General features: G+C 27.0%; 14 protein-coding genes. 1 reads left to right on the top strand and 13 read right to left on the bottom strand.

Annotation, left to right across the window (positions count from 1 at the left end; all coding sequences use genetic code 11):
* Nucleotides 1-7: 7 nt before the first annotated feature.
* The 10 genes from smc to aroE all read right to left on the bottom strand — a co-directional run bounded on the left by smc (nucleotide 8) and on the right by aroE (nucleotide 9,989).
* The gene (smc, locus tag KGF46_RS00905; RefSeq protein WP_227827148.1) at nucleotides 8-3,562 is read right to left on the bottom strand and encodes a chromosome segregation protein SMC; all 3,555 of its coding nucleotides are present in this window, start codon (nucleotides 3,560-3,562) and stop codon (nucleotides 8-10) included.
* 27 nt (nucleotides 3,563-3,589) lie between these two features.
* Nucleotides 3,590-4,660 carry an elongator complex protein 3 gene (locus tag KGF46_RS00900; RefSeq protein ID WP_227827147.1) on the bottom strand — a complete coding sequence of 357 codons (1,071 nt, stop codon included), beginning with the start codon at nucleotides 4,658-4,660 and terminating at the stop codon, nucleotides 3,590-3,592.
* A 53-nt stretch (nucleotides 4,661-4,713) separates the two neighbouring features.
* A complete protein-coding gene (rnc, locus tag KGF46_RS00895; RefSeq protein WP_227827146.1) occupies nucleotides 4,714-5,424 on the bottom strand; it encodes a ribonuclease III in 711 nt (236 codons plus the stop codon).
* Nucleotides 5,425-5,586: 162 nt separating this feature from the next.
* Complete coding sequence (locus KGF46_RS00890) at nucleotides 5,587-6,051, bottom strand: CD1247 N-terminal domain-containing protein (RefSeq protein WP_227827145.1); 465 nt, start codon at nucleotides 6,049-6,051, stop codon at nucleotides 5,587-5,589.
* A gap of 91 nt (nucleotides 6,052-6,142) precedes the next feature.
* Complete coding sequence (gene efp / locus KGF46_RS00885; RefSeq protein ID WP_227827144.1) at nucleotides 6,143-6,700, bottom strand: elongation factor P; 558 nt, start codon at nucleotides 6,698-6,700, stop codon at nucleotides 6,143-6,145.
* Between the two features lie 379 nt (nucleotides 6,701-7,079).
* On the bottom strand, nucleotides 7,080-7,610 hold the full coding sequence (locus KGF46_RS00880; protein WP_227827143.1) for a hypothetical protein: 531 nt from the start codon (nucleotides 7,608-7,610) through the stop codon (nucleotides 7,080-7,082).
* On the bottom strand, nucleotides 7,600-8,064 hold the full coding sequence (locus tag KGF46_RS00875) for a Tfp pilus assembly protein FimT/FimU (protein WP_227854589.1): 465 nt from the start codon (nucleotides 8,062-8,064) through the stop codon (nucleotides 7,600-7,602). The genes KGF46_RS00880 and KGF46_RS00875 overlap by 11 nt, the downstream gene beginning before the upstream one ends.
* Nucleotides 8,039-8,734 (bottom strand): hypothetical protein, encoded by a 696-nt coding sequence (locus KGF46_RS00870; protein WP_227827141.1) that lies wholly within the window; start codon nucleotides 8,732-8,734, stop codon nucleotides 8,039-8,041. Before KGF46_RS00870 ends, KGF46_RS00875 begins: the two co-directional genes overlap by 26 nt.
* Entirely contained in the window at nucleotides 8,721-9,080 is a 360-nt protein-coding gene (locus KGF46_RS00865) for a hypothetical protein (protein WP_227827140.1), read from the bottom strand. Before KGF46_RS00865 ends, KGF46_RS00870 begins: the two co-directional genes overlap by 14 nt.
* 57 nt (nucleotides 9,081-9,137) lie before the next feature.
* The gene (aroE, locus tag KGF46_RS00860; protein ID WP_227827139.1) at nucleotides 9,138-9,989 is read right to left on the bottom strand and encodes a shikimate dehydrogenase; all 852 of its coding nucleotides are present in this window, start codon (nucleotides 9,987-9,989) and stop codon (nucleotides 9,138-9,140) included.
* Nucleotides 9,990-10,247: 258 nt separating this feature from the next.
* Here aroE and sigK point away from each other — a divergent pair, with 258 nt between their 5' ends.
* A complete protein-coding gene (gene sigK, locus KGF46_RS00855; RefSeq protein ID WP_227861752.1) occupies nucleotides 10,248-10,889 on the top strand; it encodes an RNA polymerase sporulation sigma factor SigK in 642 nt (213 codons plus the stop codon).
* Between the two features lie 99 nt (nucleotides 10,890-10,988).
* On the opposite strand, the gene KGF46_RS00850 is transcribed toward sigK, so the two are convergent.
* The 3 genes from KGF46_RS00850 to KGF46_RS00840 all read right to left on the bottom strand — a co-directional run bounded on the left by KGF46_RS00850 (nucleotide 10,989) and on the right by KGF46_RS00840 (nucleotide 14,633).
* On the bottom strand, nucleotides 10,989-12,653 hold the full coding sequence (locus KGF46_RS00850) for a peptidoglycan D,D-transpeptidase FtsI family protein (protein WP_227861751.1): 1,665 nt from the start codon (nucleotides 12,651-12,653) through the stop codon (nucleotides 10,989-10,991).
* A gap of 71 nt (nucleotides 12,654-12,724) precedes the next feature.
* Entirely contained in the window at nucleotides 12,725-13,972 is a 1,248-nt protein-coding gene (locus KGF46_RS00845; protein ID WP_227861750.1) for a peptidase U32 family protein, read from the bottom strand.
* On the bottom strand, nucleotides 13,959-14,633 hold the full coding sequence (locus KGF46_RS00840) for an O-methyltransferase (protein WP_227827135.1): 675 nt from the start codon (nucleotides 14,631-14,633) through the stop codon (nucleotides 13,959-13,961). The genes KGF46_RS00845 and KGF46_RS00840 overlap by 14 nt, the downstream gene beginning before the upstream one ends.
* Between the last annotated feature and the right edge of the window lie 148 nt (nucleotides 14,634-14,781).

The raw sequence follows: 14,781 nt of genomic DNA, 5'->3' as shown, positions 1-14,781 counted from the left end.
ATCTAAGTTATATAATATCAGTTATATCTTGAGCTTCTTTTAGTTTTAAACTAATAACTTTTGAAATAGCTTTTTCTTGCATTGTAACTCCATAGATATAATCAGCAGCTTCCATAGTTCCTCTTCTATGAGTTACTGATATAAATTGTGTTTCTTTAGATAAATCTTTTAAAAATTCTCCAAATCTAAATATATTTGCGTCATCAAGTGGAGCCTCAATTTCATCTAATATACAAAATGGTGTTGGTTTTGTAATTAATATTGCAAATAATATGCTTATTGCAGTTAAAGCTTTCTCTCCACCAGACAGTAGATTTAAATTCTTCATCTTTTTACCAGGTGGTTGAGCTGTTATTAGGATATCACTTTCTAATAAATTTTCTTTATCTAAGATAGTTAATTCTCCACAACCACCACCAAAAAGTCTTTTGTACACATACTTAAAGTTTTTACTTATTTCTTCAAATTTAATCTCAAATTCAGATTTCATATTTTCTTCTAATGTATGTATAAGTTTTTCTATCTCCTCCATAGATTCTTCTAAATCTTGTTTTTGTTCACTATAAAAATCATATCTTTCTTTTATTTCTTCATATTCTTTGATAGAATCTATATTTATATTCCCAAGACTTCTTATTTCTCTCTTTAGATTTTCTAAGAATTTTCTATCTATCTCTAGATTTTCATCCTTGATTTCCAATGCCTGTACTAAAGTCATTTCATATTGTTCAAATAACTTATTTATATATGTGTCTTGACTAGTTTTTAATCTTTCTAATCTTCCACCAACCTTAAATAAACTCTCTTTAAGTTCTATATGTTGTCTATCTATAATTTTTAACTCTTTACTAATTTCATCAAAATTATTTTTCAAGTCATCTTTAGCTATTTTTCTAGTTTCAAGATTTCTATTGCTGTCTCCTAATTGTTTAGTTAAGTTTTCTTTTTCTTTTTCTTCAATAGATATAGAATCTTGTAACTTAACTATTTCTTGTTCTTCATAATTTAATGATTCATCTAATTGTTTAGTTTTTTCTTCTAACTCACAATTTTCACCAGATATTCTTTTTATATCTCTAACTATGCTATTATAAGCTTCTGTTTTCTTTACTAAAGTTAGGTTTAATTCATCAAATTCAGCTTTTTCTTTATCATACAAATCATTATATTTTTTTATTTCATCACTTAATATATCAATTTTTTCTTTATTTTGATTGTATGTATTTTCTAATGCTTCCATGTCTTTTTTAACAATGTCACTTTTTTCGAGTGTATAATTTAAGTTAGAACCCAAATCACTTTTCTCATTACCTAGCCTAGCAATACTAGATTTTAAAGATTCAATCTCAGATTCGATATTTTCTATACTTGTACTCTTTATTATAATACTTTTTTCTAAATCTTTTACTTCATTTTCAACTAAGCCAATTTCACTTTTTATATTTTTTATACTTTTATCTAAGGATTCTTTTGTAAGTTCTAGACCTGAAATCTCAACCTTAACATCATTTATTTTTTCTGTATACTCGTTAATGAATCTTTTTCTTGATAATATATTTCCGTTAGTTTTTAAACTACCTCCAGTTAAAGAACCTCCTGGATTTAAGATTTCACCATCTAAAGTTACTATTTTAAATCTATGACCAGTTTCTTTTGCAAATTTTATCCCTTCATCTATATTGTTTATAAATATAGTTCTTCCAAGTATATTTTCAATTATATTTCTATATTTTTCATCAAACGTAATTAAATCACTCGCTATTCCTATAAATTTAGTATTTGCTTTTAAATTACCCAAACTTATTTTATTTGATTTAATTATATTTAATGGCAGAAACGTTACTCTTCCTAAATTATTCTTCTTCAAATAGTTTATTGCAGATTTAGCACTAAACTCATCATCAGTTATTATATTTTGCATATAGGCACCAAGTGCTGCTTCTACAGATTTCTCATATTTTTCAGGAACATTTATAATCTGTCCTAGTGCTCCATGAATACCTTTTAAATCCTTATTTTTTAATACTTCTTTTACACCTCTATTAAATCCCTCATAATGATTTTCCATATCTATATAAACATTTAACTTTGAGTTATATCCATTTAGATTGTATTTACTTTTCTGTATTTCATCTTCTACCTTATTGAGTTCATTAATAGAATATTGTAAATCAGCAGTTAATTTTTTATTTCTGTTATTCACATTATTTAAATTTTCTTTTTTCATATTAAATTCTTTATTTATACTATCTAATTCAGAAGATTTTGTTTGGACATTTTGGTTTAATTCTGATATTTCTGAGTTTATGTTCTCATCTCTAATATTCATATTTTCTTTATTTGCATTTAAAGCAGATAACTTATTACTAAGTTCTTGTTTCTTATTTAATATATCTATTATATTTTCTTTAAATAATTCTATATCATTATTTAAAGATTCCAACTTCATCCTTTGATTTTCTTTACTAGATTCTAACTTTTTTATATTCTCTTGTAATATCAATAACTCTTCACTATTTGAAGACTTATTACTTTCTAATTCTTTTATGTATACCTTATTTTCATTTAGCTTTTCTTTTATATTGTTTATTTCAGAATTTTTTCTATGAATTTCATTTGTAAAGTTTTTTATTCTTTCTTTAATTAAATTTATCTGTGACTCTTTTTTTGATATAACACCTTTAATTGAATTTATATAATCCACAGACTTTTCAATTACATCTTGTAGTACCTCTATCTCCTTATCAACATCTTCTTGTTTTTTCTCTACAACATTTTTTTGCTCTTCTTTTTCTTTAAGCTCTTTTTCAAGAACTTTACTATGCTCATCAACCTCACTCAGTTCTTTTTCTATTCCTTCAATTTCTCTTATAAAATTATTCACTTCTAGTATTTTTAATTTTTCACTTATTTCTAAATACTTTTTTGCTTTTGTTTGTTGATTAAAAAGAGGTTTTAATTGATTTTCAATTTCTATATATATATCATCTATTCTTTCCAAATTTTCTTTTGTATTACTTAAATTTCTTTCTGCTTCCTGTTTTTTATATCTATATTTTGATATACCACAAGCTTCATCAAAAACTTTTCTTCTACTTAAAGGATTATTACTCAATATTTCATCTACTTTTCCTTGCTCTATGATTGAATAACCATCTTTTCCAATACCAGTATCTAAAAAGACTTCTTTTATATCCTTTAATCTGCAACTCTTATTATTTAGAAAAAATTCACTTTCTCCATTTCTATAAGCTCTTCTTCTTATAGTCACTTCTGTAAAGTCTAATTCTAATTGATTCTCAGAATTATCAATAGTAAGAGCTACTTCACAGTAATTCATGGGTTTTTTTGTATCTGTACCTGCAAATATTACATCTTCAAGTTTATCTCCTCTAAGACTCTTGATACTTTGTTCTCCTAATACCCATCTTACGGCATCAGATATGTTACTTTTTCCACTTCCATTTGGTCCTACTATCGCTGTTATTCCTTCTTTAAAAATAATATCTGTCTTTACTGGAAAGGATTTAAATCCCTTTAACTCTAGTCTCTTTAAATACAAATCGTTTCTCTCCCTTCATCGTTAAAACTAAAGGTTATAAATGTCATACAATTTTCTATGGATGTCTCTCATATTAGCAATAATTAAACTTTTCCCATCTAACACAATTTCTAATTGATTTATATCTAAATCGGATTCTTGTGTTTTTAAAATCACACTAAAATTTTCTTTCATATATTTAATATTTGTTTTTTTATTTCCTATTATTTTAGAAATATTCTTTTTATTAGACTTCACCAACATGTTCTTTATATTTTTATTTTGTGAAATAAGAAATTCTAAATAATCCTTTATCATCTCAGCTTCTACCAATTCTCTAAAAGCAGGGTGATACGGACCTGCTAAGACAGCTTTTCCCATTTGTATATCATCAGTAGCTTGAAGCCCAACTCTTATTACATTTATATTGTTAACATAAAATAATACAAGTACTTTTTTTACTATTCTTACACTCTCGTCAAGTGTAAATGGCTTATATTCATTTTGCTCCATCAATTTTTCCAGACCAGTCTCTTTTACCACTAAAGTTGGATAAATTCTTACACAATCTGGTTTAAGCTCTACAAATTTTTTGGCTGTAAATATACATTTTTCTTCTGTATCAGCTGGAAGTCCAACCATCATTTGTAAGCCAAGTTTAATTCCACTATTTTTTATCAACTTCGAACTCTTGTATACAACTTCTGACTGATGACCTCTAATACTATCTAATAATACTTTTTCATCTAAGGATTGTACTCCAAGCTCTATTATACTTGTCTTATATTCTTTTAACATTTCTAATATTTCTTCACTAATACAATCTGGCCTTGTGGACATTCTAATATCTTTTATAAAACCTTTTTCTACATACTCTTTGGCAACAGATAATAAACTTTTTTGTATATCTACATCTATAGCAGTAAAACTTCCACCAAAAAATGCTATTTCTACATCAGCATCCTTATCTATAGTCTTTAGACATTCTTCAATTATATTTCTTGCATCTTCACTAGTAACATCAGTACTCACACCTGTTATTTTTTTTTGATTACAAAATATACAATCATGAGGACATCCTTTGTGAGGAACAAATATAGGTATAATTCTCTTTTTCATCTACAACATCCTTCTAATCTAAATATTTCTTTTTATATTTTTACATATTATATTTATTTTTCCCATAATTTTTTCTTTAGAGCTACTTTAGCAGCCAATTGTTCTGCTTCTTTTTTGCTTTTACCTTCTCCTATACCCAAAACATCTCCATTAATTCCAACTTCCATAACAAACCTTTTATTATGGTCTGGTCCCTTTTCTTCTATAAGCCTATACCAAATATTATTTTCTCCATTTCCTTGTAATACTTCTTGAAGATGTGTTTTATAGTCTCTAAATATATTTCCCTTTCTTGAATCGTAAATTATATTTTCCATATGGTGTAATATAAATTGTCTTGCACTTTCAAATCCTCCATCAAGATATATTGCTGCTATTACAGCCTCAAATGCATCTGCTAATATTGAAGTTCTATGTCTACCTCCAGTAGATTCTTCACCTCTACCCAATAGCATATGAATCCCTAAATTTATATCATTTGCAACTTCACTTAATGAATCTTCACAAACTATGTTTGCTCTAAGTTTAGTCAATTCCCCTTCGGGCAGATTGGATTCTTCATTAAATAAATAATCACTTATCACTATTCCTAAAACTGAATCTCCTAAAAATTCTAATCTTTCATTAAAATTATATCTCTTATTTTCATTAGAATATGAACTATGTGTAAGAGCTTCTAGTATATATTCTTTATTTTTAAATTTATAATTTATAACATCTTCAAATCTTTGTATATTATCTAGTAATTTTTTACTTATCTTCATTATTACATCCCTCCAAAATCCTATTCTATAAATTCTAGTGTACTATTTTTGTGCAACTATTGCAAAACCAAAATCCAAAATACTTGTCCTCATAAAAATAAAACTACCTATGAAACAAAATATCTCATAGGCATCATAGGCAGTTTTATTTCTTATGAATTTTTATTCTCTATCATCACAATTTGAACAACCACCACATGTACAATCATCATCATCTTCATAATCATCTTCTGATGATAATATTACAGCCTTACAATCAGGACAAACAACATCTACTTCATCATCATATAACAAATCTTCGTCTATTTCTACTAATTCTCCACAATTTGGGCATTCCATTTCTATATAGCTGAAGTCCTCATCGTCATCATCTTCTTCATCTTCTTCGTAAAGATCCTCTTCCATGTCAGCAATATCTTCTTCTAAATCTGCTAAATCTTCGTCTATAGATTCAACAAAATCTTGAAGTTCTTCTTGTTGTTCATCCAATGTTACAACAGCTTCTGCAAATACTTCTAATGCATCAACTATTTTATGTATCATTTTCCCTTCTTTACTCTCAGTGCTTATTTCTAAACCTTCTGCTAAACCTTTTAAGTATGCAACTTCTTCATATAAATGTTTCATGTAACACCCCTCGCTTTCTTTTTAATATATAAACTAAAAGCTCATATATCTTATATTATTAAGACATATAAGCTTTTATATACATAAATTTTTATACTCTTGATAAATATTCACCTGTTCTAGTATCTATCTTTACTTTATCTCCAGTATTTATAAATAATGGAACTTGAACAACTGCACCAGTTTCAACTGTAGCTGCTTTAGTTACATTACTTGCTGTATCACCCTTTATTCCTGGCTCTGTATCTACAACCTCTAGCTCTGCAAAGTTTGGAGCTTCCACTTGGAATGGTTGTCCTTGATAAAATCTTATTGTCGCAACTTCATTTTCTTTTAAGAATTTAATTGCTTCTTCAACTTGTTCATAGTTTAATGGTATTTGTTCAAAATTTTCTTGGTCCATAAAATAATATAACTCACCATCATTGTATAGATATTGCATTTGTCTTGTATCTATTACAGCTTTAGGGAATTTTTCACTTGGATTAAAAGTTTCTTCTCTTATAGCTCCTGTTTTTAAGTTTCTGTATTTAGTTCTAACGAAAGCAGCTCCTTTACCTGGCTTAACGTGTTGAAAATCAACTACTAAACATGGTTGTCCATCTTTTTCAAATGTAACACCTTTTCTAAAATCACCTGCTGATACCATTTTTTGTTCCTCCATATTAAAATAAATTTCTTATTTTTTAGTAAATTTTACATTACTATGCCTTTAAAATTATATCTCTTACTTGAATTCTGTCAAGTCAGGATTACAAATTTTTACTAATATCATAATATCATAAGTTATACAATATAAACAAGTATTTGGCAGATTACTTATCCTATATTTTTATTATTTACATCTATAATCATACTTTATACATTTTATATATTGATATTATTTATCTCTACGACTACACTTTCCACTATTACTCGTTACTTTTTATTTAAAAGTAACAGATAAACATAATTTTTTAGATTTTTACAGAATAACTTTCATAAAAAATTAAAACAATTATCTTCATTAATAATACTTCTATTTAAAATTATACATTTTTAATAAAATTCCATACTTTTACTTTAAACTCAGTTTCATATTTTTGATTACGTTTTGATAATTTCAATATTATATTAATATATTCTCCATTATTAGACATTGAGACATACATTTCATCTACATAATCACCAATTTCATATCCACCAGCTTGGCTACTTTCACCATTTAAAGAATTCACAAACAACTTATTTCGTCTCTCATTTAATATAATTTCTTTGTTGCTTGTATATTCTTCATTATCAGTTGTATTTTCATCTACATATCTACATTTTATAGATGTCATTTTTTTAAAACCTTTATCATTAGAAGATAAGTTTATTATCCCCCTAGAATTACTAATGATTCCTTCTATAGATTTTGTGATTTCAATACTTTGTTGCTGTAACTCCATTTTATCTTCTATTTTAACTTTTAAATTCATTGTAAGTATAAATATAGAATATAAAGTTATCACCAGTACTACAATTACAGTTAAAGATACTGCACCTTCTAAAAGTAAATATCCACATTTACGTTTCATATTTTCCCTCTTTCAAAAGTACTCTTCCACTTACAGGTGTTATTGTTATAGTTTTATTTAATCTATCATTATATATCTCTATTGTAGTTGCTTTTTGAGGTGAGCCATCAGATTTAAATTTTATAGTTTCAATACTTCTTGCGATTCTTACATTTCTAGGCAGTACTATGGATTTAATATTTTTGCCATCTTTCCTCAATACATATCCTTCTTGTTCTTTTTGCTTTATATAGTATATATATGTATTGTAGTTGCTAAACATATTAATTCGTCTAACATATCTTATATCTGAACAAAGTTGACGTGCAAATAAATTTATTTTATGATTTTCAAGATTATCTTTTGGAAAACATATTGTAGCTATCAATAGTATTATACCTATGGATACTACTAATTCTATTACAGTCACATTCCTTCTTTTTTCAAAGTTATACACCCCTATACTTATATACATATACTAAATTTTTCTCATCAAAGTTCTTTTTTATATTTTCTATTATCTCTTGGTCTATTTCTTCTTCATCTCCATTAGTGTTTTGATTATCAAAATCTTTACTTTCAGACTCAAATACAGTTGAAAGTTCTATTTGGTCAAACGATTTAGACTCCTTAGATGTTTCAATAGAATCTTTATTACTATAATCATCATCTATATAATCTTTAATATCAATTCCTACCCATGGATTTTTAATTTTTACTCTCACTTTTATTACTTTTAAAAAGTCTTTATCTCTGGCTGTACTTGTTATATCAAACTCAAAAAAATCTCCTTTGTCATATATAGTATTGTTTTCTATTTTTAAATGAACTTCTTCTAAATTACTATAAGATGTATCTTTTATTTTTTTTATACAATCAATCGTATTATTTCCTAAGAAATAGTCTCTAAATTCTTCCTCATTATTAGATATATTAATGGCTTCCTCAACACAACAAAGTACATTACTTATTGATATTTCTATACCACTTAAAGAAGCTTCCCTTAACTTAGCATCTTTATATTCTAATTCAAATATATTATCATTACTATAAATTAAACCTATACACATAATACATACAGTGCTTATAATAGAAAATATTATCAATGTTGCTATTAATATAGAACCTTTATTATTTCGTAACATAACTGTTAAATCTTAATTGTTTTAAATCACTCTTAATTTCCATATTTATCTCATAACATTGATAATAGTTTAAAATTTGTTTCACTGTGCTATTAATCTCATAACCCTTTATGTAATTTTTATTTATTTCATCCTCAGTCAGTTGATATTCATTATTTTTTATTTTATATTTCTCATCTTCCAAGTATTTCTTTGCAATATTTAACATTTCTCTATTAGATGCATTTTTACTAATAAAACTATAGCAGCTATATAAAGATGTAGATACCAAATACACAGCTACATATAATATGGCAATACTCATTATACATTCAATTGATATAAAACCATTCTTTTTCGTTTTCAATAATAAAAACCTCTCATTAATATTTTATATTCTATAGATTAAAGCTTAAGGAATTAGTTATAAATTCTTTTCATAAATATCTTTTATACAATCATTTTCATTACTGTCTAACCTTATTCCAGTCCATATACAAAATGAACTTAGACCTTGATTTATTAACATATCAATTCCATACATAACATCTAAATTGTATTTTCTCGCCCATTTTATAAGGCTTGTTTCATGAGGCTTGTACACTATATCACATACTAGTATTTTTTTGTTTGGAATCAATGATTCATCGATTGGACATAAGTTATTCCCCATACCTATTGGTGTAGTATTTATAAGTATATCAATTTTACTTAAATCATTTTTATCAACTTCTTTAGTGCTATAGTCTACATCTAATTTAAAACTAGACTTTATTATATTTGATATTTCCCTTGCTTTATCTATACTTCTATTTCTTATTTCTATAGATTTTACATTATTAAATGCAAGTTCAATAGAAATGCTTCTACACGCACCTCCACAGCCTAATATCATGACCTTTTTGTCTTTTAGGTCAAACCCATTTTCAATTACAGATTTTACAAATCCAACTCCATCAGTATTATATCCTTTTAATACACCTCCCTCATTCTTAATAGTATTAACTGCTCCTACTAATTTTGCTTTGTAATCAATACAATCCAAGTATTTAATTATATTTACCTTATGAGGTATTGTCACATTACAACCCTCTATACCCATACTTTTTATGGACTCTACTGTTTTTCCTAAATCTTTTGGCTCTACATCAAAACATACATAAACATTATTTTGTTTGTATTTTTCAAATAAATAATTATGCATGATTGGTGAAAAGCTTTGTTTCACTGGATGTCCTAAAAGACATATAAGCTTTGTTTCGCTATTTACAATCATATCTTCCTCCCTTTTATTTATTGACATCTAAAATTCAATTTATACCAAATAAACTAATAATTTATCTGTCTTATTTTTTATATATTCAACAAAAAATTAAACTTAAGTTCTTCTTTTTAATGTTATATTACAGCCAAAAGTTTGTAAATATATGTTTTAAATTCTAACAGTATACATATTATTTTATTGAATAACAGTCAACTTGGATAAGTCTCCTTCATATAATTTAAAGTGACCGTTAAAAAGGGGGGTGACTTATTGGCAGCGCTTAAATCTTTTGAAAAACCCTTAACCCCTGAAGAAGAGATTAAGTATTTAACTAAATTTAAAATAGAAAATGATAAAAGTGCAAAAGATACATTGATTGAAAGAAACATGAGATTAGTAGCTTATATCGCAAAAAAATACAACAATTCGACAGAAGATCAGGATGATTTAATATCTATAGGTACAATAGGATTAATAAAAGCTATAGAAACTTATAATATAGATAAAGGAACTCGACTGGCAACATATGCTTCTAGATGTATTGAAAATGAAATTTTAATGAATATCAGATCTAACAAAAAAAACAAATCACAAGTATCTCTACAAGACCCTATCGGAACAGATAAAGAAGGTAATGAAATAAGTCTTTTAGATATACTTGGTACAGATGTCAATTATGTTCTTGATGAAGTGGAGTTAAAAGTTCAGGTTGGAAAACTATATGAACAACTTAATAAAATCCTTACTCCTCGAGAAAGAGAAATTGTCCAGTTAAGATACGGGTTAACTCCTTATGGGTATAAAACTCAAAGAGAAATAGCACAAAGACTTGATATCTCTAGATCATATGTGTCCAGAATCGAAAAAAAAGCTCTTAAAAAACTAGAAAAAGAGCTTGTTCAAGAAAATTAATATTATATTTTTAAAAGGATATATCGTATAACATTAGTCAAAACAACTTACTTAAAAATTAAAATTACGATATATCCTTAAATTTTATAATACATGACTTTATTTTATACTTTCACATATTTCTTTAAATATAGGTATTGCTGATTTACTTTCCTTTTGAGTCCCTTCTACTAGCACAGTTATTACGTACTTAGGTCTTTTCTCTGGATAAAATCCGGTTATCCAACCATGATCTATTGGCTTTTTATTCAGATTACTTTGAGCTGTACCAGTTTTTACCCCACATCCTCCTTCTAAATCCTTTAAGACTTTAGCTGTCCCAACTTTAGAAACAGACTTCATAATTTCTTTTACTTGTGTACACACATAAGGAGAAATAATTTCTTCCTTTTTTGAAGACTTATAAGTTTTTATTGTCTTCATATCATTATTTACAAGACTTTTATATAAATATAATGGTTCAAATGTTCCATTATTAGCTATTATCTGGGTCATTTGATTTATTTGGAGTGGTGTAAATTCTATATTTTCTTGCCCTATAGCTAAATTACGTATTGATATATTTTTTGGAGCTTCTCTAATTCGTTCTTCATCAAGACCAATATCAACCTTTTCAAATAAATGCAATTTCTCAGCAGATTTTAATATCTTCTCTTTACCAACTTTCATTGCTATATCTAAAAATGCTGGATTACATGAATTAGAAAAAGTTTGCTGTAAGGATTGAAGACCATGCCCATCTAGTTTATTGCATCGTAATATTTCATTACTATTTCCGACTTTAGTTTTCCCTTTACAATTATAGGTATAGTTCTCATCTACAACTCCATTTTCAAGTGCAGAAAATAGGACTACCATCTTAAACACAGAACCTGGCGGATATGTCGATTTTATGACTCTATTTTCAAATTCTCCATTTTTACTCTTTAAACTCTTTGCTATGTTATTTTGGTCAAAATTAGGTCTAGAACACATAGCAATAATTTCACCTGTAGATACATCTGAAATCACTGCTGCTGTTGGATTTTCTTCTTTATTTAGTATTTGCTCTAAATTTTTTTGAATATCATAATCAATAGTAGTTTTTAAATGTTTATCTTTATCTTTTTCATCAACTGTTTTTACACTTCCCTTTAAAATATTTAGAGATTTTTCGTTTCCTGCATCCCCTGCTTTAAAAGCACTTATATATTTTTCATTTGAGTTTCTAAGTACACTATCCATACTTTTTTCTATTCCCAATTGACCTGATTTATCATCATCTTTTATATAACCTATTGTATGTGATAACAAACCATCCTGTGAATATCGCATAGTCTTTTCTTCTAGCATTATCCCATTTTTCTCAAGCTGTTTTTTCATGCTATTATCAATATTTTCAGTCTGAATTTGTATTATGGGATTCGCCAATTGTTCTTGTATAATTTTATATATTTCCAAATCATCCATCTTAGTAGCCTTCTTAACAAGTTCTAGTATTTTATAGTTGTTATTTAATTTTTCTTTCTCAACAACTAAAAGCTGAACTTTACTTGTATCTGTAAGTTTCTTATTATTTCTATCATAAATTATGCCTCGTCCACTATTTAACTCTACTTTCTCAACACTCTGTGATTCAACATTTCTTTTGTACTTATCACCTTTTAATACCTGTATATCAACTAGCCTATAGATTAAACCACTATAAATTATTAAAATTACAGTAAATATATACCAGCTTCTCTTTCCCACTTTTTTCAAAAATGGAGTCTTTTTTTTTGACATGAAATCACCCCTTAGATAATTTCATTATTGACAATTTCTAAGGGGCTAATACTATTTTTATTAAATTTTTATTACTCTTCAACTTTTTCTTCTATAACTTTTCTAAGCATATAATCTTTCTCAATTTTTACAGATAGTTTTAACTTAACTATCTGTCTAGGGTGAGGAGCTGATTCTATAGGCTCTCCTTCTTCATTGTACATTTCTTCTATTTTAGTAAACATAGTTTCTTTATATGGTCCCATAACTTCTATTTCATCACCAACACACATTTTATTTCTCTGTTCAACTACAATAAGCCCATTTTCATCCTCTGTCTCTCTAACTATACCTATAAAATCATAGTTTCTAACATATGATGCTGATTGATAATTTTGGTCTTCTGTTGTTGGTTTATTCAAGTAAAAACCTGATGTGAAATGTCTATGGCTACCTTTCTTTAACTCTTCCATCCAAATAGGATTAAATTTCCAGTTCTCAGGGTCCTTATAAAATTCATCTATTGCCATTCTATATGCTCTTACAACTGTTGCAACATAATATGATGTCTTCATTCTTCCTTCTATTTTTAAGCTTGTTATACCAGATTTAATTAATTCTGGTATGTATTCTATCATGCACAAATCTTTTGAGTTAAAAAAGAATGTGCCTCTTTCATCTTCATATATAGGGAAATATTCTCCTGGTCTTTTTTCTTCAACTAAATGATATTGCCATCTACAAGATTGAGCACAAGAACCTTTGTTTGCATCTCTTCCAGTCATATAATTACTTATCAAACATCTTCCTGAATAAGAAATACACATAGCTCCATGCATAAAAGCTTCTATATCCATATCTAAAGGTGTCTTAGCTCTTATTTCAGATATTTCATCAAATGATAATTCTCTTGCCACTACAACTCTTTTTATTCCATGTTCATACCAAAAATTGGCACTAAGATAATTAGTTGTATTTGCTTGTGTACTTAAATGTATTTCCATATTTGGAATTACTTTTTTAATTACACTAAGAACACCTGGGTCAGCTATTATAACTGCATCTATTCCTATCTCTTCTAACTCCAATAAATAAGCTTCTAATTGTAGAAAATCTTCATTGTGAGGGATTATATTTACTGTTACAAATACCTTTTTCCCTCTCTCATGTGCAAAAGCTACACCTTCTGCCATATCTTCTTTACTAAAGTTTTTTGCAGCAGACCTCATTCCAAAGATTTCTCCACCTATATAAACAGCATCTGCTCCATATGTTATAGCTATTTTTAATCTCTCCAAATCACCTGCTGGAGCTAAAAGTTCAACTTTATTTAATTCCATCTACGTCACCTCTTTTACTTTCTTTATAACTTAATGCTACACCATCTCCTATTGGTATCAATGATGTACTCAAATAATCACAATTACATATATAATCTAAATAATTTCTCATTCTTTTTACTATGGTTTTCTTTCTTCTTACAACAAAATCATCATGTGCAACCATTCCTTTATATAAAATATTATCAGAAACTAATAATCCGCCATCTTTTAGTTTATCTATAACTAAATCAAAGAATAGCTTGTATTGACCTTTTGCTGCATCTATAAATATAAGGTCAAATTCACCTTGGATTTGACTCAATTTTTCTTCTGCATCTCCTTCTAGTATAGTTATGTTATTTTCAAAACCAGCTAATTTTATATTTTCTTTTGCTTTTTCTATCATTTTTTCGCTTCTTTCAACAGTTATTATATCTGCATCTTTTCCTATGATTGTTGCAAAGAAAATAGAGGAATAACCAATTGCACACCCTACTTCTAAAACTCTTTTTGGCTTTTGAATCTTTAATAAAACTTTTAATAAATCTGAAACTTCTTTGTGTATTATAGGAACACTATTTTCCTCAGCATAAATTTCCAAATCTTTTAAAAGTCCTTCTTTTTCCTTTAATGTTACTCTTATATAATCTTCAACCAAGTCATTAACTATATTACTCATAAAAACACTCCCTAAAATAATAAACATTAAAATTTTGTCTTAATTTATTATTTTTTAAATTCATATTGCTCTGTATATTTACACTTTCTTTATTATAAATCTAAGAATAACAATTTTCAATAAAAAAGCCCAACATTATTCTTACCCT

The sequence above is a fragment of the Clostridioides sp. ZZV14-6153 genome, assembly GCF_020657855.1.
Lineage (GTDB): Bacteria > Bacillota > Clostridia > Peptostreptococcales > Peptostreptococcaceae > Clostridioides.
Note: the sequence above shows the minus strand (reverse complement) of the source record. Positions and strands in the feature narration are given on the sequence as shown.